The organism is Bradyrhizobium sp. LA6.1 (assembly GCF_040547805.1).
GTDB classification, from domain to species: domain Bacteria; phylum Pseudomonadota; class Alphaproteobacteria; order Rhizobiales; family Xanthobacteraceae; genus Bradyrhizobium; species Bradyrhizobium barranii.
The window spans coordinates 347,841-365,482 of sequence record NZ_JBEPQK010000006.1 but is presented as its reverse complement, the minus strand read 5'-3'; the positions used below and the strand labels follow the sequence as shown (position 1 = coordinate 365,482).

General features: G+C 63.1%; 18 protein-coding genes and 1 pseudogene. 9 read left to right on the top strand and 10 right to left on the bottom strand.

What is annotated here, in order from left to right:
- Positions 1 to 8: 8 nt before the first annotated feature.
- Together ABIB99_RS18595 and ABIB99_RS18590 are read right to left on the bottom strand one after the other, a co-directional pair.
- Positions 9 to 974, bottom strand: coding sequence for an aliphatic sulfonate ABC transporter substrate-binding protein (locus tag ABIB99_RS18595; RefSeq protein WP_354176965.1), 966 nt, complete (start codon positions 972 to 974; stop codon positions 9 to 11).
- 159 nt (positions 975 to 1,133) lie between these two features.
- The gene (locus ABIB99_RS18590; protein ID WP_354176964.1) at positions 1,134 to 2,765 is read right to left on the bottom strand and encodes an MFS transporter; all 1,632 of its coding nucleotides are present in this window, start codon (positions 2,763 to 2,765) and stop codon (positions 1,134 to 1,136) included.
- A 178-nt stretch (positions 2,766 to 2,943) separates the two neighbouring features.
- Between ABIB99_RS18590 and ABIB99_RS18585 the strand changes: the two genes are divergently transcribed.
- Entirely contained in the window at positions 2,944 to 3,798 is an 855-nt protein-coding gene (locus ABIB99_RS18585) for a LysR family transcriptional regulator (protein ID WP_354176963.1), read from the top strand.
- Positions 3,799 to 3,810: 12 nt separating this feature from the next.
- Here the strand turns inward: ABIB99_RS18585 and ABIB99_RS18580 are convergent, their stop codons facing one another.
- Complete coding sequence (locus ABIB99_RS18580) at positions 3,811 to 5,217, bottom strand: LLM class flavin-dependent oxidoreductase (RefSeq protein ID WP_354176961.1); 1,407 nt, start codon at positions 5,215 to 5,217, stop codon at positions 3,811 to 3,813.
- 250 nt (positions 5,218 to 5,467) lie between these two features.
- On the opposite strand from ABIB99_RS18580, the gene ABIB99_RS18575 reads away from it, so the two are divergent.
- The 7 genes and pseudogenes from ABIB99_RS18575 to ABIB99_RS18545 all read left to right on the top strand — a co-directional run.
- Positions 5,468 to 6,787, top strand: a complete 1,320-nt coding sequence (locus ABIB99_RS18575) for an O-acetylhomoserine aminocarboxypropyltransferase/cysteine synthase family protein (protein WP_354176959.1) — start codon at positions 5,468 to 5,470, stop codon at positions 6,785 to 6,787.
- Positions 6,788 to 6,822: 35 nt separating this feature from the next.
- The gene (locus tag ABIB99_RS18570) at positions 6,823 to 7,620 is read left to right on the top strand and encodes a MetQ/NlpA family ABC transporter substrate-binding protein (protein ID WP_354176957.1); all 798 of its coding nucleotides are present in this window, start codon (positions 6,823 to 6,825) and stop codon (positions 7,618 to 7,620) included.
- A gap of 29 nt (positions 7,621 to 7,649) precedes the next feature.
- Positions 7,650 to 7,895 (top strand): hypothetical protein, encoded by a 246-nt coding sequence (locus ABIB99_RS18565; protein ID WP_259257967.1) that lies wholly within the window; start codon positions 7,650 to 7,652, stop codon positions 7,893 to 7,895.
- 41 nt (positions 7,896 to 7,936) lie between these two features.
- The gene (locus ABIB99_RS18560) at positions 7,937 to 8,719 is read left to right on the top strand and encodes a MetQ/NlpA family ABC transporter substrate-binding protein (protein WP_354176955.1); all 783 of its coding nucleotides are present in this window, start codon (positions 7,937 to 7,939) and stop codon (positions 8,717 to 8,719) included.
- A gap of 24 nt (positions 8,720 to 8,743) precedes the next feature.
- Entirely contained in the window at positions 8,744 to 10,372 is a 1,629-nt protein-coding gene (locus tag ABIB99_RS18555; RefSeq protein WP_354176954.1) for an FAD-dependent oxidoreductase, read from the top strand.
- A complete protein-coding gene (locus ABIB99_RS18550) occupies positions 10,369 to 10,689 on the top strand; it encodes a 4Fe-4S dicluster domain-containing protein (protein ID WP_071915201.1) in 321 nt (106 codons plus the stop codon). Before ABIB99_RS18555 ends, ABIB99_RS18550 begins: the two co-directional genes overlap by 4 nt.
- A gap of 28 nt (positions 10,690 to 10,717) precedes the next feature.
- Positions 10,718 to 10,867, top strand: a pseudogene (locus ABIB99_RS18545) (DUF3088 family protein); the annotation flags it as partial.
- Between the two features lie 252 nt (positions 10,868 to 11,119).
- Here the strand turns inward: ABIB99_RS18545 and ABIB99_RS18540 are convergent.
- The 3 genes from ABIB99_RS18540 to ABIB99_RS18530 all read right to left on the bottom strand — a co-directional run bounded on the left by ABIB99_RS18540 (position 11,120) and on the right by ABIB99_RS18530 (position 12,917).
- Entirely contained in the window at positions 11,120 to 11,512 is a 393-nt protein-coding gene (locus ABIB99_RS18540; RefSeq protein ID WP_354176953.1) for a hypothetical protein, read from the bottom strand.
- 310 nt (positions 11,513 to 11,822) lie between these two features.
- The gene (locus ABIB99_RS18535; RefSeq protein WP_354176952.1) at positions 11,823 to 12,332 is read right to left on the bottom strand and encodes a site-specific integrase; all 510 of its coding nucleotides are present in this window, start codon (positions 12,330 to 12,332) and stop codon (positions 11,823 to 11,825) included.
- A gap of 9 nt (positions 12,333 to 12,341) precedes the next feature.
- Positions 12,342 to 12,917, bottom strand: coding sequence for a hypothetical protein (locus tag ABIB99_RS18530; protein WP_354176950.1), 576 nt, complete (start codon positions 12,915 to 12,917; stop codon positions 12,342 to 12,344).
- 132 nt (positions 12,918 to 13,049) lie between these two features.
- Between ABIB99_RS18530 and dusA the strand changes: the two genes are divergently transcribed.
- Positions 13,050 to 14,045, top strand: coding sequence for a tRNA dihydrouridine(20/20a) synthase DusA (dusA, locus tag ABIB99_RS18525; protein WP_354176949.1), 996 nt, complete (start codon positions 13,050 to 13,052; stop codon positions 14,043 to 14,045).
- A 53-nt stretch (positions 14,046 to 14,098) separates the two neighbouring features.
- Here dusA and ABIB99_RS18520 read toward each other — a convergent pair whose 3' ends face one another.
- The 4 genes from ABIB99_RS18520 to ABIB99_RS18505 form a co-directional block, all read right to left on the bottom strand.
- Positions 14,099 to 14,767, bottom strand: a complete 669-nt coding sequence (locus ABIB99_RS18520) for an outer membrane protein (RefSeq protein ID WP_038943855.1) — start codon at positions 14,765 to 14,767, stop codon at positions 14,099 to 14,101.
- Between the two features lie 366 nt (positions 14,768 to 15,133).
- On the bottom strand, positions 15,134 to 15,673 hold the full coding sequence (locus ABIB99_RS18515) for a TIGR02281 family clan AA aspartic protease (protein WP_063984038.1): 540 nt from the start codon (positions 15,671 to 15,673) through the stop codon (positions 15,134 to 15,136).
- A 28-nt stretch (positions 15,674 to 15,701) separates the two neighbouring features.
- Complete coding sequence (locus ABIB99_RS18510) at positions 15,702 to 15,905, bottom strand: DUF1289 domain-containing protein (protein WP_028146760.1); 204 nt, start codon at positions 15,903 to 15,905, stop codon at positions 15,702 to 15,704.
- A 44-nt stretch (positions 15,906 to 15,949) separates the two neighbouring features.
- On the bottom strand, positions 15,950 to 17,545 hold the full coding sequence (locus ABIB99_RS18505; RefSeq protein ID WP_166352131.1) for a sensor histidine kinase: 1,596 nt from the start codon (positions 17,543 to 17,545) through the stop codon (positions 15,950 to 15,952).
- Between the last annotated feature and the right edge of the window lie 97 nt (positions 17,546 to 17,642).

Sequence of the window (17,642 nt, the reverse complement as noted above, 5' to 3'; positions counted from 1 at the left end):
GCCGGAAGTCAGGACCCCTTCGGCGCCCAGATCTTGATCGCCGTGGTATCGATCTTCACGGGGATCAGGCCCTCGGCGTGGAATGCATCCGCAATGCGCTGCTGCTCGGACAGGCCCGGGCCGGTCACCGCGCCAACCTGATAGGAACGGTGGCTGTTGGCCTCTTCGACGGTCGCCGCGTCAATCCCCCAGAGGCCCGCCAGCAACGTGGCCGCGTCTTTCGGCTGCGCCTTCACCCATTTGCCGGTCACCGAGAGCTTGGCGAAGATCACGTCGAGGACTTCGGCATGCTTGTCCGCATAAGCGGCCGAGGCGAGATAGTATCGCTTGTAGCTTGCAAGGCCATTGCTGCCGTCGGACAAGATTCGGCCCTTGGTTTGGTGCAAGGCGCTGGTCAGGAACGGATCCCAGGCCACCCAGGCATCGACGTTGTTGCTAACGAACGCAGCGCGGCCGTCGGCGGGTGTCAGATAAGCGGGCGTGATGTCCTTGAAGTTGAGCCCGGATTTCGCCAGCGCCGCAAGCAGCAGATAGTGGCTGCCGGCGCCCTTGGTGACGGCGATCTTCTTGCCCTTGAGCTCAGCAATGGTCTTGATAGTTGAAGACTGTGGAACGACGATCGCCTGCGCAGCCGGCGAGGCTGCTTCCTCCGCGATATAGGCGAGCTTGGCGCCCGCGGCTTGCGCGAAGATCGGCACGGTGTCGGCGACGTCGGCGCCGAAGTCGATGCTGCCGATGTTGATGGCTTCCAGCAGCGGCAGGCCGCTGGTGAATTCGTGCCAGGAGATGGTGATGCCGAGCGGAGCCAGCGCCTTCTCCAGCTCCCCGTTCGTCTTCAGGATCGCCGTTAGTGTCGAGGACTTTTGATAGCCGATGCGGATCTCATCGGACCTCGCGGGCTGAACGGACGCCACGGCCAGGAAGCCGAGCGCAACCACGGCAAGGGCTCGCAGGCGGAACGTGAAATGATGCATTTCGGGTATCCTGTTCAACGAAACTGCCTTGCCGTCTCGACCTCTGTTTGGGGAGATTGGACGGCTCACTTTGACGGCAAACGGGTCCGCGTGGCAATTTCGCAGTCGGGCGCAGAAGGGAACGAACATTCTCTCGTGCGTTCGGAATTGAGAATGGAGTTATCGGCGCGGAAAGGATGCTGTCGTGGCGCACTGCCTGGACGCATCCGAGCAGGGCGAGGGCGATGAGCGGGGAACACAGCTTGGCTCATCGCTGTTCTGCGCGGAGCGCTTCCGTGCGGCGTAGCTCTCGCCGGAAATCGCGAAGCTTACCAGCGCCATGATCCAGACGGACAGTCCGCCATAGAGCATCATCAGCCTGAAGCCGTGGATCAGCGCATCTTGCACGGCAGTTTCCGCTGCCGGCAGGAGGCTCAGCTCGGGGAAATCGGAGATGCCTGCGGTGCCGCCGGCGATCCGCTCCGCAAGGTGTTGCAGATGGCTGGCATCGAGCGCACCGGGAAGCGCGCTGCTCAGCCGGGAGGAAATGCCGGCGATCAGGATGGAGCCCATCAAGGCGATGTTGATGGCGAGCGCGATCATGCGGGCGCTCATGTCGATGCCCGATGCCATGCCGGCTCGCGTGCTCGACACTGCTCCCGTCGTGACGTTGGTCACCGGTGTGTTGGTGAGGGCAAGGCCAGCGCCCGCAAGCAGACATCCTGGCGCCAGTGTCAACCAGGTAACATGCTCAACGCCGCTACCGGCCCACATCAGCATGAAGCCAAGTCCGATGACGAACAGGCCGACCGGAATGGCGATGCCGCCGCCGAACCTCAGCAATATCCGTTCGCCGAGCGGCGGAATCACAAGCGCCGGAAGCGTGTAAGTGAGAAGCGCAAGGCCAGCTGCGACGTTGTCGTAACCGAGGGCGCTGCGAAAGAAGATCGGTAGGTAGATCATGAAGGGCCAGAAGCTGAAATTCATGCCGGCCGATCCGAGCAGCGCGCCCGAAAAGGCGCGTATCCGGAACACGGAGAAGTCGAACATCGGGCGGGCGCTATGCAACTCCGCCAACACGAAGGCGATGAAGCTCAGAACGGCCGTCGCGGCGACCGTAAGGCCGGTTGGGCCAGTGAAGCCGAAGTCGGGGCCTTCCGTGATATAGAAGGCGACGCAGAACACCGACGTCGAGAGCGTCGCAATGCCTGCGATGTCGAGGTGCTTTGCCTCAGGATCGCGCGACTCCCGCACGCCGGTCACGGCGAGCGCGATCGTGACGATTGCGATGAATGCGTGGATCAGGAACACCCATTGCCAGCCGGAGACCGCGACGATCGTCGCGCCGATGATCGGTCCGAAACCAAGACCGATGCCGAAGATGATCCCCCAGGCGGCGAAGGCGCGTGCGCGCTCGGGGCCTTCCCGGAATTGATGGGAGAGAACCGCGACCTGACAGATCAGCATTGCACCACCGCTCATGCCCTGGAAGAAGCGGCTGACGATGAGGAGGAGCGCGTCTTCCGCCAGACCGCAGATCAGGGAGGCGAGACCGAACACGGCGATGCTGACCACGAATACAAGCTTTCTGCCATAGCGATCTGCCAGCGTGCCGGTTGCCATCAGCACCGTCGTGACCGCGATGGTGTAGGCATTCATGATCCACTGCAGCTGCTGGAAGCTGGCGTGCAGCACCGTCTCGAGCGTCGGCAGGATCGTCGGTACGCTGGATATCTCCAGGCCGAACATGAGGGACGCGAGGCACGCTGCAGCCAGGGCGATCGTGTTTCGTCGTGATGATAAGACCGTCAAGGCCGTGACCTCCAATCATGGTGTCGATTGCCAGCACGCATGCGCGATCGCTCGCTCCGGGAGGGATTGGCGTCCCGTGCGCTTAGGCCCGCGTCAGGCTGAGCGAACATAGGGGGCCCTTGACCACAACAAAATCCGATCGATATAGATTTCAGAGACAACAAAGCCGGATGATGGAATGCTCTCGCTCGATGTCGATGCCGTCAGAGCCTTTGTGATGGTGGCCGACCTTCACAGCTTCACGCGTGCCGCCAAGGCTTTGGGGACGACGCAAGGCGCGATCAGCGTCAAGCTGAAGCGGCTCGAGGATCGCATCGGGCATCGGTTGCTCGAGCGGACGCCGCGATCGGTCCGGCTGTCTGCGCAAGGGACGGCCTTTCTGCAGGGCGCGCGGGAGCTGATCGTTGCTCACGAACGCGCGATCGCGGGGCTCAATGCGTCTCCGCGTCACTTCGGACTCGGTATCGCTGCGCATGTCGCCGGGCCGGAAGTCCCAGCCCTGCTGTCACGTCTCCACGCGCACGATCCGAACTTGACCATCGAGGTCCAGCTCGACAATTCGCGCAACCTCCTCGACCTGTTCGACCAGGGACGGCTCGATGCGGCCATCGTCCAGCGCGAGGACGATCGTCGTGATGGCGAGACGCTGACGCGTGAGCGCTTCGGCTGGTTTGCGGCGCAGGGGTTCGAGCAGAGGCCGGGGGAGCCCTTACGTCTGGCTGCGCTGGCTCCGACCTGCGGCGTGCGCAACGTAGCCACGCAGGCGCTGGATGCGGTCGGCATCAAATGGATCGAGGTGTTCCTGGGAGGCGGCTCTTCGGCGGTTCACGCCGCCGTCGTGGCGGGGCTCGCCATCGCGCCGCTGTCGTATCGGATCGCGCCGAGTGGCACGATCGACATCGGCGAGAAGCTTGGGCTTCCCAAGCTGCCGCCGTCCGAGGTCGTGCTTCATTCGTCCTTGACCGATCGGCGGTCACGGGCCGCCTTGGGGGCGCTGGCAGCCGCGTTCCGCGAGCATCGGACGCAGGCGTGAGCTCCGTCCTTGCTATTCGGCGGCGTCGGATTGGAGCGCAGTCGTCGAAGGCGCGGGCCGGAAGCTCGCGCCGGGATGTGTCGTGTGCAACCGCGGGCCGCGTCCCGGGAACAGCTTTTCGCGTAGCGTGCCGTCGCGATAGGCGGTCTTGTAGACGCCGCGCGATTGCAGCTCCGGCACCACGAGGTCGACGAAGGCGTTCAGCGACTCCGGCGCGACCAGGCGGAACAGGTTGAACCCGTCGACGTCGGTCTCGTCAGCCCAGGCGATCAGCTCGTCGGCGACGTCCTGCGGCGAGCCGACCACGAAGGGCGAGCGGGCGCCGGCGCGGCTCAATCTGGCGAGGTCGCCGACATTGACCGGCCGGTCGCTCCGCACCGTGAAATTCTCGACCATCGACTGGATGGCGTTGCTCTCGACATATTCGATCGGTTGGTCGGGCCGGTAGGTCGAGAAGTCGATGCCGGTCCAGCCCGACAACAAGGCGAGCTGGCCGGTTTGATCGACATGCCGTGCGTAGTCCTCGAGCAGATCATTCGCCTCGGACCGCGTCGGCGCCACGATCACGGTCGCGCCGGCAAACAGGCGGATGTCGTAGGGATCGCGGCCATAGGTCTTGGCCGCTTCTCGAATCTCGCGGACAGCGCGTGCGAGGATTGGCTTGGTCTGACCGTTGAGAAAGATCGCTTCCGAGTGCCGGGCGGCGAAGGCGCGGCCGCGCTTCGAGGTGCCGGCCTGATACAGCAACGGCGTTCGCTGCGGCGAGGGCTCGGCGAGATGGATGCCGTCAACCTTGAAGTAGGGACCATCATGCAGAACCCGGTGGAGCTTAGCGGGATCCGTGAAGACGCGGCTGCCGCGGTCGCGGCGAACCGCATCGTCCTCCCAGCTTCCCTCCCATAGCTTGTAAGCCGCGGTCAGAAAGTCCTCGGCCGCGTCATAGCGCTCGTCATGGGCGCGGCCAGCCGGAAGGCCCATCCCACGCGCGCCGCTGTCGAGATAGCCCGTGACGATGTTCCAACCGATCCTGCCCTTGGTGAGATGGTCGAGCGTCGAAAACGTACGTGCGAGTTGATAGGGATGCTCGAAGGTAAGGTTCGATGTGATGCCGAAGCCGAGATGGCTGGTGACGAGCGCCATGGCGGATACGAGCAGCGTCGGATCCGCGTTCGGAAGCTGCACGGCATGCAGGGCGGCGGTATCGGCCGTGCCGCCATAGACGTCGTAAACGCCGAACACATCTGCCAGGAAGATGCCATCGAGCAGTCCGCGTTCCGCGGTCCTGGCGTAGTCGACCCAATAATCGAGCGTGTTGTAGTCGATGGACGCATCGCGCGGATGAGACCACAGGCCCGCCCAATTGTGGCTGGGCGCAGTCATGTTGAAAGCGTTAAAGCGCAGCTCGCGCGGTCTCGTCATGGTCGGGCCCAATCGTCAATCGCAAAGAACATCTCTTCGCGTGAGCATTTTTAACATTTTGCGCCAGCGAGTTTGTTTCCAATTCAGCGAAGGACCGGGAACAAACGCGTTGCGAAGCTGCAATGACGCAGCACGCGCATCGCTATTTTTCAGACACGCTCGACAGCAGCAGAATCCGACCGCATCATTTTCGTCGACAAGCACGGCTTGCCGCGCATGGCGCGCTCTCGAGATCGAAAGGGAATTGCAGATGACCTTGGAGACCCGGAACTTCGAGACGCTGGCGTTGCATGGCGGATCCTACCGCTCCGACCCCGCCACCGGCGCGGTCGCGGTTCCGATCTATCAGACCACGTCGTTCCAGTTCGAGAACGCCGATCACGCCTCGCGCCTGTTCGCACTCGAGCAGCTCGGACCGATCTACACCCGTATCGGCAATCCTACCCAGCAGGCCTTTGAGGATCGGCTTGCTGCACTCGAGGGCGGGGCGGCCGCCCTCGCAGTTGCCTCTGGACAGACGGCTTCCGCCTTCGCGATCTTCAACATTGCCCAGGCCGGCGACAATATCGTGTCCTCGACCGATCTCTACGGCGGCACCTGGACGCTGCTATCGCAGACCCTGAAGCAGTTCGGCATCGAAGTGCGCTTTGTCGATCCCGCCGATCCCGAAAACTTCCGTCGTGCGACCGACGCCAAGACGCGCGCCTATTTCGGCGAGACGCTTCCGAATCCCAAGCTGCACGTATTCCCGATCAAGGAGGTCGCGGACATTGGCCGCTCGCTTGGCGTGCCGCTGATCCTCGACAACACGGCGTCGCCGCTGATCGCACGCCCGTTTGAGCATGGCGCTGCGGTGGTGGTCTATTCGACCACGAAGTATATCGGAGGCCACGGCACCGCGATCGGTGGCGCCATCGTCGACGGCGGCAACTTCGACTGGGCCGCGCATGCCGATCGCTTTCCGCTTCTGAACAAGCCCGACGAGGCCTACCACGGCGCGATCTGGACTGAGGCCGCGAAGCCGCTTGGCCCGATCGCCTACATCTTGCGAGCCCGCGTCAAGCTGCTGCGCGACCTCGGCGCATCGATCGCGCCGCAAAATGCCTTCCAGTTCATCCAGGGCCTCGAAACCCTGCCGCTGCGCATCCGCCAGCACAACGAGAATGCGGTGAAGGTCGCGAACTTCCTCGCCAAACACGCCTCGGTCTCGAACGTGATCTTCCCCGGTCTGCAAAACGGAGAGAACCGGCGCAGGGCGGACGCCTATCTGAAGGGCGGCTATGGCGGGCTGGTCGGCTTCGAGCTGAAAGGGGGCGTCGAGGCCGGCCGTCGCTTCGTCGACGCGCTCAAGCTGTTCTATCACGTCGCCAATATCGGCGATGCCAGGTCGTTAGCCATTCATCCTGCATCGACGACGCATCAGCAACTGACCGCAGCCGAGCAGCTCGCCGCCGGGGTCACGCCCGGCTACGTACGCCTGTCGGTGGGGATCGAGCATCCCGACGACATCTTGGCGGATCTCGGTCAGGCGCTCGCACAGGCCGACGTTGGGGCGCGCAAGGCTGCGTAAGGCACATCATCTGAATCGTAATGGGACTTGAGATCATGAAAATTCTTCGTCGCACCGCCCAGGCCGCAGGTCTCTGGCTTGCTCTCACGGCGGCCGCCTTCGCCGGCGAGCCGCTGAAGATCGCGACCAGCGCCGGCCCGGTTGGGCAATTGGCGTCCTTTGCCGCCAAGCTCGCCAAGGAGAAAGGGCAAGACGTCAAGATCGTCGAGCTGTCGGACTGGGTGGCATTGAACGAGGTCGTGAACAGCGGCGATGTCGACGCCAATCTGTTCCAGCATGCAACCTATCTCGCGCTTCAGAATAGGCAACGCGGCTTCAACCTTGTGCAGGTCGACAAGGTCGGCGTCATTGCGCCGGTCGGCCTGTTCTCGAAGAAGATCAAGAAGCTCGACGACATCAAGTCCGGCGACAGCGTCGCCATTCCGAACGAGCCGCTCAACGGCGCACGCGGGCTAATCCTGCTCGAGCGGGCCGGGCTGATCAAGCTGGCGCCCGGTAAGGGCTTCTCGGTCAGCAAGTTCGACATCATCGAGAGTCCAAAGAACCTCAAGATCGTCGAGCTCGACCCCGCCCAAACCTATCGGTCGCTCGACGACGTAACGTTGGCGCTCGTCAACATCACCTACCTCATTCCGGCCGGCGGGGATCCCAAATCTGCGCTCATCATCGACCGCACCGTTGATGACGGGCTCGTGCTGCGCTTCACGGCCCGGCCCGACAAGAAGGACGATCCGCGCCTGAAGGCATTTATCCAGGTGTTCAACTCGCCGGAAGTGAAGCAGTTCATCGAAGAGAAGATCCCGGCCTTCATCCCGGCGGGGTTCAGCAGCTAGGAGAGCGCCGTCCGTTGGGAAGCTGCACCATGATCTATGTCGTCGACGTCAATCAGATGAGCTTTGCCTTCGTGGCGGGAAGTGAGAGGCACGCATCGGAGATTGCAGGCTCGCCGGGGTTTGTGCAGGCTCTGGATCGTTTCTTCCTTCAAGGCTCCAAGGGTTCGAACCATCGTCCGCGTGCTGCGACGGTTCAGGAACTTGCTCTCTTCAACGACATGTCGTCTGAGTTCGCGGATGCCACGGCGGACGTCCTGGTTGCCCGCGTCGGCTAGACGTCGGAACAGATAATCGCTCGATAAGGAGATCGTAGACCATGAGACGTCGCTTGTTGCTCGTGATGGCCGCCTTTGCACTATTCACCGCGCCGGCCTCCGCGGATCAGAAGATCAAGGTCGGGATATCGGGTGGCGATGCCGAAATCATCTGGGCGAAGGTGAAGGAGATCGCGGCCAAGGACGGCCTCGATGTGCAGGTCGTCGTCTTCAACGATTATCTGGTGCCCAATGCCGCGCTGGATGTCGGCGATCTCGATGCGAATGCCTTCCAGCACAAGCCGTTCCTGGACAACCAGATCAAGACCAGGGGATACAAGATCGTCGCCGTCGGCGAGACGATCGTCGCACCGATCGGGCTCTATTCCCGCAAGGCGAAGTCGGTTGCCGAGATCAAGGAGGGGGCGTCGATCGGCATCCCCAACGATCCGTCGAACGGTGGCCGGGCCCTGCGGCTGCTTCAGGCCGAAAAGCTGATCGAGCTCAAGGACGGCGTGGGGATCCTGCCGACCGCGCTCGATGTGACCGCGAATCCAAAGAAGCTCAGGATCCGTGAACTCGACGCCGCCCAACTGCCGCGCAGCCTGGACGACGTCGATGCTGCGGTCATCAACACCAATTACGCCGTCCCCGCCGGCCTCATTCCCGGCAAGGATTCCATCGCAATCGAATCCTCGGTCAACAATCCCTACAACAACTTCATCGCCGTTCGCGAGAAGGACAAGGATGCTCCCTGGGTCGCGAAGCTGGTGCGTGCCTATCAGAACGATACGGTCCGCCAGACCATCAAGGACAAGCTGCCGGGTCAGTTACCCGCGTTCTGAACAGATTCAATCCGGAGACGAGCGATGACAAACCCACCTGGCCGTGCCGAGAAGCTATCGAGTTCGGCAGGATCCGTCGTGTTCGATGCGGATGTGCTGGTGCTCGGTGGCGGTCCCGCGGGCACATGGGCCGCAATAAGCGCCGCCGAGCGTGGTGCGCGCGTCGTGCTGGCGGACAAGGGGTTTTGCGGCACCTCAGGCGCGACCGCGGCGGCCGGCACCGGTGTCTGGTACGTCGACCCCGCTCCGGAGCGCCGCGAGGCCGCGATGGCCAGCCGTGAGAAACTCGGTGGCCACCTCCAGGACCGTCGCTGGATGGCGCGCGTGCTGGACCGGACCTACGCCCAGAGCAACCAGCTCGCCGATTGGGGCTATCCTTATCCTTCGGATGACGACGGCAAGCCGCAGCGGAATTCGCTCCAGGGTCCGGAATACATGCGGCTGATGCGCAAGCGAACGAAGCAAGCCGGCGTCACCATTCTGGATCACTCGCCGGCGCTCGAGCTCTTGGTGGATGAGAACGGCGTGGTGGCCGGCGCCGCAGGCCTGCGACGGCAGAAAGGCGACCGTTGGGTGCTCAATGCGAAGGCTGTGGTGATCGCCACCGGCGGATGCGCCTTCCTTAGCAAGACGTTGGGCTCGAACGTTCTGACCGGCGATGGCTATCTCCTGGCGGCCGAGGCCGGCGCGGAATTCACCAGCATGGAGTTCTCCAACGCCTACGCTATCTCGCCGGCATTCGGCTCCGTGACCAAGACCCTGTTCTACAGCTGGTCGAGCTTCACCGACGAGGAAGGCAGTGTGATCCCAGGGGCGTCATCCAAGGGCGGCCGTTCGATTATTGCTCGTGCGTTGCGCAAGGGCCCGGTGTACGCCCGGCTCGACGAGGCCGACGCCGAGACCCAGCGGCATATGAGGGTATCTCAGCCGAACTTCTTCCTGCCGTTCGACCGGACCGGCCTCGATCCGTTCACGCAGCGCTTTCCGATCACGCTTCGCCTCGAGGGGACCGTCCGCGGCACGGGGGTCCTGCGGATCGTTGACGACAGCTGCGCGACTACCGTTCCAGGTCTCTACGCTGCGGGCGACGCGGCAACCCGCGAGCTGATCTGCGGTGGTTTCACCGGGGGCGGTAGCCACAATGCGGCCTGGGCGATGTCGTCGGGGTATTGGGCCGGTCAGGGTGCCGCCGAATTCGCGCATCAACTGGGCACCACAAGCGGGCGTCAGGCATTTCGGCGCGGCAGCGTTGCGCTTCGCTCCGGCAGTGGGCGACCGCTTCAGGCTGACAAGCTCGCCCGGAACGTTCAGGACGAGGTGTTTCCGTACGAGCTGAACTATTTCCGCGAAGCCGGGCGCCTCAGCGAGGCGTTATGGCGTCTGGACGGCTTCTGGTCTGAGGCATCGAATGCCGGCGCGTCAGACGAGCAGGATCTGCTTCGCGCACGTGAGGCCACGGCCATGCTCGCAACGGCGCGCTGGATGTATCGGAGCGCGCTGGCGCGTCAGGAGAGCCGGGGAATGCATCGCCGCGACGACTATCCCGAGCAGGACGACCGCTATCGCCACTACGTGACGACCGGAGGGCTCGACGACGTCTGGACCTCGGCGCGCCCGCTGCGTTCCTCTCAGTACGCGGAGGCCGCGGAATGATCGAGGTCATCGATGTCGAGCGCTGCACGGCGTGCGACATCTGCGTCAACGTGTGCCCCACCAATGTCTTCGACAAGACCGACGACATTCCAAGGATCGCGCGCCAGAGCGATTGCCAGACCTGCTTCCTGTGCGAGCTCTACTGCCCCGAGGACGCGCTGTTCGTCTCGCCATTCGCCGACGCGCCGCAACAGGTCGACGTCGCCGCGTTGAAGGAAGCCGCAGTGCTCGGCAGCTATCGGCGTGCAGTAGGCTGGACCAATGAGAGCCGGCACTTGCGCGATGCGGATCGGAGCTACCGGCTGTTCGGCCATTGAAGTTTACGACGACTTCGGGAGAACGGACATGACTGGAGATCGCCTGTTCCTGTTGAGGCCCGGATTTGAGGATCCCGAGCAGCCGGGCCGCTTCTTCGTCTGCTCGCACTGCAATGCGATTGAGGGGGTGCTGGCGTCGTTTCCAGGGCTGGCAACACAGAGTGAGGTGCTGCGCCTGGGGACGTTTTGAAAAGGGAGCGTGAAGTCCGATCGCGGCGCCGATCAGGGAGGAGGACGTTGTCACCAGGCCCAACAAGGCGGCCATGGCGAGGTAGTAGGGCGACGTCATGAAGCTCCCAATACATCGCGATCATTCGCCGCAACGTGCCTGCTGCGGCAGGATGACGTGCTGGATGTAGGAAAGCGAGAGCGCCTGCGGCGTCGCCGCGTAGGAAACTCATATAGACGGAATCAGCCGCAGCTCCGCGTTTCAGGCCGCCCGTTTCATCTGGGCAGAATCCTGCCGATAGGCGGACATGACGAAGCCCTGACGGCATCTGACCCCGGCCTCGATTCGAAAGCCGAGCTGTTCGAGCTTCTTGCGGACCTTGAGCGCGAAGCCCGCCTCGTTCGACTTGATCAGCACCGCGATTGCAGCGGTCGTGCCGAGAGATGGTGCGATCTGGGACAGCGCCATCTCGAACTCACTGAACATGTCTTGCACGGTGATGAGGCCGACGGAAAAGGCCGGCTTACGCAAGAAGATGGAGGGCAGTCCAATTCGGGTGAAGCCGCGCTGGCGCAGCGCCTGATAGAGTTCGGCGCTACCACGGCCCGCGACGATCGCGCGATTGAGATTCGACAGATGGGTGAGCAGTGGCAATGTGCGAAATGATCGTCGCGAGACATTTGGAGGCGACGGCGTCGCGGAATCGAAAATAAGCGTCGCGATCACGGCCGCGCGCAATGTCCGGTGCCAGTGCCAAAGGTGACATCGATTGAGAGTAAAGGCCCAAAGAGTGGGGCTCGGTTAGTTGACTGATAAGCTTTGGTCGCAAAGCTTATCAGTCCACTCGGAGGTATTCGGATCTTCCGATTCTTTTATGAACGCTTCGGGACTCTCGACAGAGAGCAGCGGGCTGAGTCCGCTCCTACAGATGGATGTTCGCGACCATCTCGCACATTGCGGACCTCTAGGAGGCAGCTAACGTCTCTATGAACTCTTCCATCGACGGCTGCTGCGCGTATTGGAGCTTAAGAAGATCTTCGACCTTCAGATTGGTATAGCGCTGAAGCTGTCGCCAATCTTTGTGGCCGGTGACCAACGCTACCTTTTCGATTGGAAGTCCTGCCTCAAATAGACGGCTCGTCCCCTCGTGACGCAAATCGTGGAAGTGCAGGTCTTCGATCTTGAGTTCATCGCATGCCCGGGTGAATGCTGCACTTACAGATCTGTGGTTATGGGGAAAGATGCGTCCATAGCCTCGAGTCACAATCCGCTGCTGAAGCACGACCTCCCACGCGTCATAGCCCGTTAGATTGAGCAGGGGTACCTTCTGGTCATTTCCGTCCTTATTCCTCGGATCCTTTCTGTCTTGAATGACCACCAGTCGTTTCTTCATATCAACCAGTGGCCACTCGGGTTTGCAAATCTCTTCCTGGCGCAATGTGGTTGCGACGGCGTACCTAACGATCCGTCCCATCGGTATGAATTACCGAGGGTTCGTCTCAAAGTATTCGATTAGCTCGTCGAGTTCGTCTTGTGTGGGCCGTCGGTCACGCTCTTTGCCCTTTCCAACCAAATTGAGGTGGCTCAATGCGACGCGTGCGAGGCGGGCTTCCTCGGCTGAAATTTCGATGCCGTGCACCGCAGCCGCATGCGTTATGATCGTCCGAATGAAAGACAAATCGATGGCCAACGTTGCGGGGCCAGCGCCTTCCTTGGCGCGCTTCCTTCCGAACTCGATCAGCCGTTCTCGATTGAGCGCGGAAAGCTTCACGCTGCCGAGCGCAGTCTTGAGCGACGCCATCACAGCTGCTTTTGACCGGCGAGGGGGCTTTCCAACTTCGTGCATGTCTTCATCGTGCAGGTCGATCAGATCGCCAAACGTGCGGACGTCCCGCGCTGCGCGTGGCTTGGACGATCCGTTGCGGTCGATGTTGCGCTCCATCTCGAGCGCCCATTCTTCGCCGTCCTTGCGTCGTCGGAATGTCTCGGCCACATAGCGGGTCTTGCGGCGGACCTGGACGCGCCAGTTTCCGGATGCCATTTGTGTGAAGGTCGCCACGCGTGTGCACTCCGACTTTCGTGTGCACCATGTGTGCACTGAGAGGTCAAAACGGGTACAAACGTGTGCAATTTCGTCTAGTTTGGAGTGCACACGTTCGCGGTTCATCCCATTGAAGAGTAAGATAAACTGTTGAAATATCAAGACTATCGCTTTTCTGTGGCGCCCATGATGGACTGGACCGATAGCCGCTGTCGGGTGTTCCATCGCCATCTGACGCGGCGGGCGCTGCTCTATACGGAGATGTTGACGACCGGCGCCATCATTCATGGCGACCGGGAGCGGCTGCTGGGGTTCGACGCGGTCGAGCATCCGGTGGCGCTTCAGCTTGGCGGGTCGGATCCGCGCGAGCTCGCACAGGCCGCGCGGATCGGCGAAGAGTTCGGCTATGACGAGATCAACCTCAATGTCGGCTGCCCGTCGGATCGTGTGAAGGATGGCCGCTTTGGAGCCTGCCTCATGGCGGAGCCGGAGCTTGTGGCGCGATGTGTCGACGCGATGAAGGGCGCGGTTTCCATTCCCGTCACCGTCAAATGCCGCATCGGCATCGACGATCAGGATCCGGAGGTCGCGCTCGATACGCTTGCGCGCGGAGTGGTCGCGTCCGGCTGCGACGCGCTGATCGTGCATGCCCGCAAGGCCTGGCTCAACGGTCTGTCGCCGAAGGAGAACCGCGACATCCCGCCGCTCGACTATGACCGCGTCTATCGCCTCAAGCGCGCGATGCCTGATGTGCCCATCATCATCAACGGCGGCATCCCCGGCATCGACGAGGCGAAAGCGCATCTCGAGCACGTCGACGGCGTGATGCTTGGCCGCGCCGCCTATCAGGAGCCATGGCGGCTGCTCTCCGTCGATCAAGACATCTTCGGCGAAGCGGCGCCGCATGCGACGATGCAGGACGCGCTCGAAGCGATGATGCCCTATATCGAGCAGCAGCTCGCGCGGGGCACGCGGCTGCATGCGATCACGCGGCATTTCGTCGGGGCGTTCCACGCCGTGCCCGGCGCGCGCGCCTTCCGCCGCCATCTTGCCGAGCAAGGGGTGAAGCCGGGCGCCGGTGTGGACGTGCTGCGCGATGCGATCGCGCGTGTCGGTGCGCGCGCGCCGGCGGAGGCCGCGGCCTAGCCCAAACGGGTGAAGAGCCGGATCGTGAAAATCCGGCTCCTCGTCGATCCGCCTCAGCGGAGCAGATCGAAATGATAGTTCACGCCGACGCGGAAGGTGTGGAATTTGGCGGCGTTCCAGTCCGGCAGATCGTCGTGCTTGAATTCGGTGTAGAGATATTCGGCCTTGGCCGACCATTTCGGCAGGAACGCCCATTCGACGCCGCCGCCCGCGGTCCAGCCCATCTTCATCTTGTTGATCGGCCCGTCCTTCAACTCGCCGGTGGCAAGACCCGCGGTCCCGAAGAACAGCAGCCGTGAATCCATCGTCGCGATGCCGGCGCGGGCGCGGCCGGTCATGTACCAGGGGATGCTCACCGCGGCGCTGTTGAGCGCGTCGTGGTTCTTGATGTCGCCGCCCTCGAAGTCATTCTCGATGCCGACCACGAACATCGGCGAGAGCTGGTAGTTGTAGCCAATCTGCACGCCGCCGACGGCGCCCTTGACCTTGCCGCCGCTGATGCCGACGAGATTATTGAACGCGTCGTCGCCGCTCTCTGCGTAGCCGGCGTTGAAGCCCGCATAGAGACCCGTCCACGAATACACCGGCTGCGGTGCCGTGTAGGCCGAGGAGGGCGCGGCGTAGCGCGGCGACAGGTCGGCAGCGCAGGCGCTGCTCGCGGCGAACACCGCGGCAAAGGGCAGGGCGCGCATCGTGCGGCGTAAGGCGGCTCTGGCAGTCATGATTCTCAATCTCCCACTTGGCCGCACCTCACGGAGCAGCCTTGTCAACCCCGATCCGGGAATGGGGTCGTTATAAACCGACTAGACGGTTTGTAAATAGAGGAAATGCCACATCGATGGATTGTTCGCGGGGCTCGGGGTTAGGCGGTTGGCCGGCAGGCGCGCCGATGTTGCGCAGCGCGCTGGCGCAAAGGTGGCCTCGCGGACTGGATCAAGCGGGGCTGCCTGAATGGAGCGGCTCCGTCAGTTTGACTGGCGCCAGAGCGGCCAAGGAGCGATTTGACAAGCGCCGATCGCGTTGTGCGGCTCAGGCAGTCCCGGCTGATTGGGCCTTGATCGTGCGCATGAGGCGCGCAGCGAAGCGAATTATCGGAGCGCGCGGCGATCGGGCAATTCCGGGTAGCCTGTGAGCATCAGCTTGTCGGCGCGCACACCCCAGCTCTCCAGGCGGTCGAGGAAGCTCATGCCGAGCAGATTGGTCTTCATCTGCCCGCGCGGCACGACGAGGGCCGGCACCGACTTTTCGACGAGGTGGCCGACGGAGAGACGGTCGAGCGTAAGGCGGGCTGCCTTGGTGTGGCCACCCGCGGTTTCGAGATCGACGTCGTATTCGAGCATCTCGAGCGGCAGTCCGATCGCTTTCGCGGTTTCCCAGGTCAGGACCACGGAGGTCGCACCGGTATCGATCACCATCGGTGCGGCGACGCCGTTGATCTTCGCACGTAGCGCGAATTCGCCGCCCTGGCCGCGCTGGATCTGCACGGCCGGGGCCGGGGAGGCGATCTGCGCGCGAAACATGTGCGAGACCTTGTTGCTCGCGCGCGCGATCCGGTCGGGATCGCCATAGGCGACGACGGCACCGGCCGTGCCGGCGAGCATGACGAGAACGAGCAGGAAGCGGATCATTGCGCGCCTCCGAGGCGACGCAGGGCGGTCAGGCGCGTTTCGGCGATCCCGCGATCGGCTGCAAACCCGCGTCCGCCATGCGTGCCGGCAACAGCGCCATCACCGCGAGCCGTTCCGTGCTCTCCATGGCGTGCCAGCGCGCGATCTCCGGCAAGGTCCGGCCGCAGCCGAAGCACAGCCTGGTCTTGGGATCGATCATGCAGACGGCGACGCACGGCGTTTCTTTGCTCATGTGGCCATAGTGGGGGATCGTCGGGCATGTCTGCAAGCATCTCGTTAAGAGCCCGTACCTGCGCTCATGATCGGCTTGTGGCGCGGCCGGCGCTTCTCGTCGGGCACCGCGGAACTGTCCGGCTGGAGCGGCGGAGAATCGTCCGACATCGGCGCCAGCGCACTCATCACGCGCTCCGGCGGGAAGGTGACGATCACTTCGGTGCCGATGCGCAGCTTCGATTTCAGCGTGAATGTGCCGCCATGCAGGTCGATCAGGTTCTTGGCGATGGGCAGGCCGAGCCCTGCGCCCTGTTCCGCCGACTTGATCGAGTTGGAGCCCTGGCCGAACGAGGCGAGCACGATCGGGATCTCGTCCTCGGGGATGCCGGAGCCGGAATCCTTCACCGAGAGATATTGCCCGCCCGAAGCGGTCCAGCCGGCCTTGAGCCAGATCTCGCCGCCTTGCGGGGTGAACTTGATCGAGTTGGAGAGCAGGTTGAGCACGACCTGGCGGATCGCCCGCTCGTCGGCCCAGAGCCGCGGCATGGCCTGCTCGAACACCTCGTGGATGGTGATGCCGCGGCTCGAGGCGCGCAGCTTCATCAAATGATGGCAGTCGGCGACGATGCCGACCAGCGACACCGCTTCCTCGTTGAGCTCGTAGCGGCCAGCCTCGATCCGCGACAGATCGAGGATCTCGTTGATGAGGTTGAGCAGGTGCACGCCGGAATTATGGATGTCGGCGGAATATTCCTTGTAGACCGGCACCGCGTGCGCACCAAAAATTTCACTCTTCATCACCTCGGAGAAGCCGAGGATCGCGTTCAGCGGCGTGCGCAGCTCGTGACTCATCTGCGCGAGGAAGCGCGATTTTGCGACGTTGGCGGATTCGGCACGGTGGCGCGCTTCGTCCGAGATCGCCTTGGCCTGTTCGAGCTCGCCGATCAGCGCGTCCTTCTCGGCGCGTGCCTCGAGCGTGGCGAAGGTCGAGGAGTGCAGGCGATGCGCCAGCAGCACGAAATAGCCTTCGGCTGCGAGCGCGAGCGCCGCCAGGATGTAATTGTCGAGCGCGCCGGTGATTGCAAAGCTCAGCGCCATCGCGACCGCGACCGGCGCCGTGGCGGCAAGGGCGGCGATCGGCAGATTGGCGGCCAGCATGCTCGACACTGCGATCACCAGCAGCATCAGGAACATCATCAGCGTTTCCGTGACCATGTCGAGCACGGGATGGATCAGGATCGCCATCCAGCACAGGCCATAGAGCAGGTCGAGCACGACGAAGTGCGTGCGCCATGTGCGCGTCGCCGCGGGCGAGGAGGCTTCAGCCAGGAAACGGTGGCAGCTGCGGATCATCGCGGCGTGGATGCAGAGCATGCCGGCAGTCCAGGCCGCGGCCGGGATCGGCTGCATCCACAGCCCGAACAGCACGCCGGTGGCGACCACCAGCAGCATCACGACATAGGAGGCCGACAGCCGCGTCTGGGCATATTGGCGCAGCATCTCGGCGTCGAAAGCCGGCCGGGTTCCGCTGGTCGACGTTAACTTGTCGCGCGCCTCGCGTACCCGCTGCGACGCAGCCCGTCGGCTGCTCGCCGATGGCGCGCTCACCGGCTCGGCCGGAAGCTGTACGACCTCTGGCTTTTCAGCGGGTTTACTCATCGAACAACAACATTCCTGCCTGCGCAAAGGCGGGCCTTCTGCATTGTCTATCTCTGGCAAGAAATCCTTAAGAGGTGACTTAAGGAGCTAAAGAATT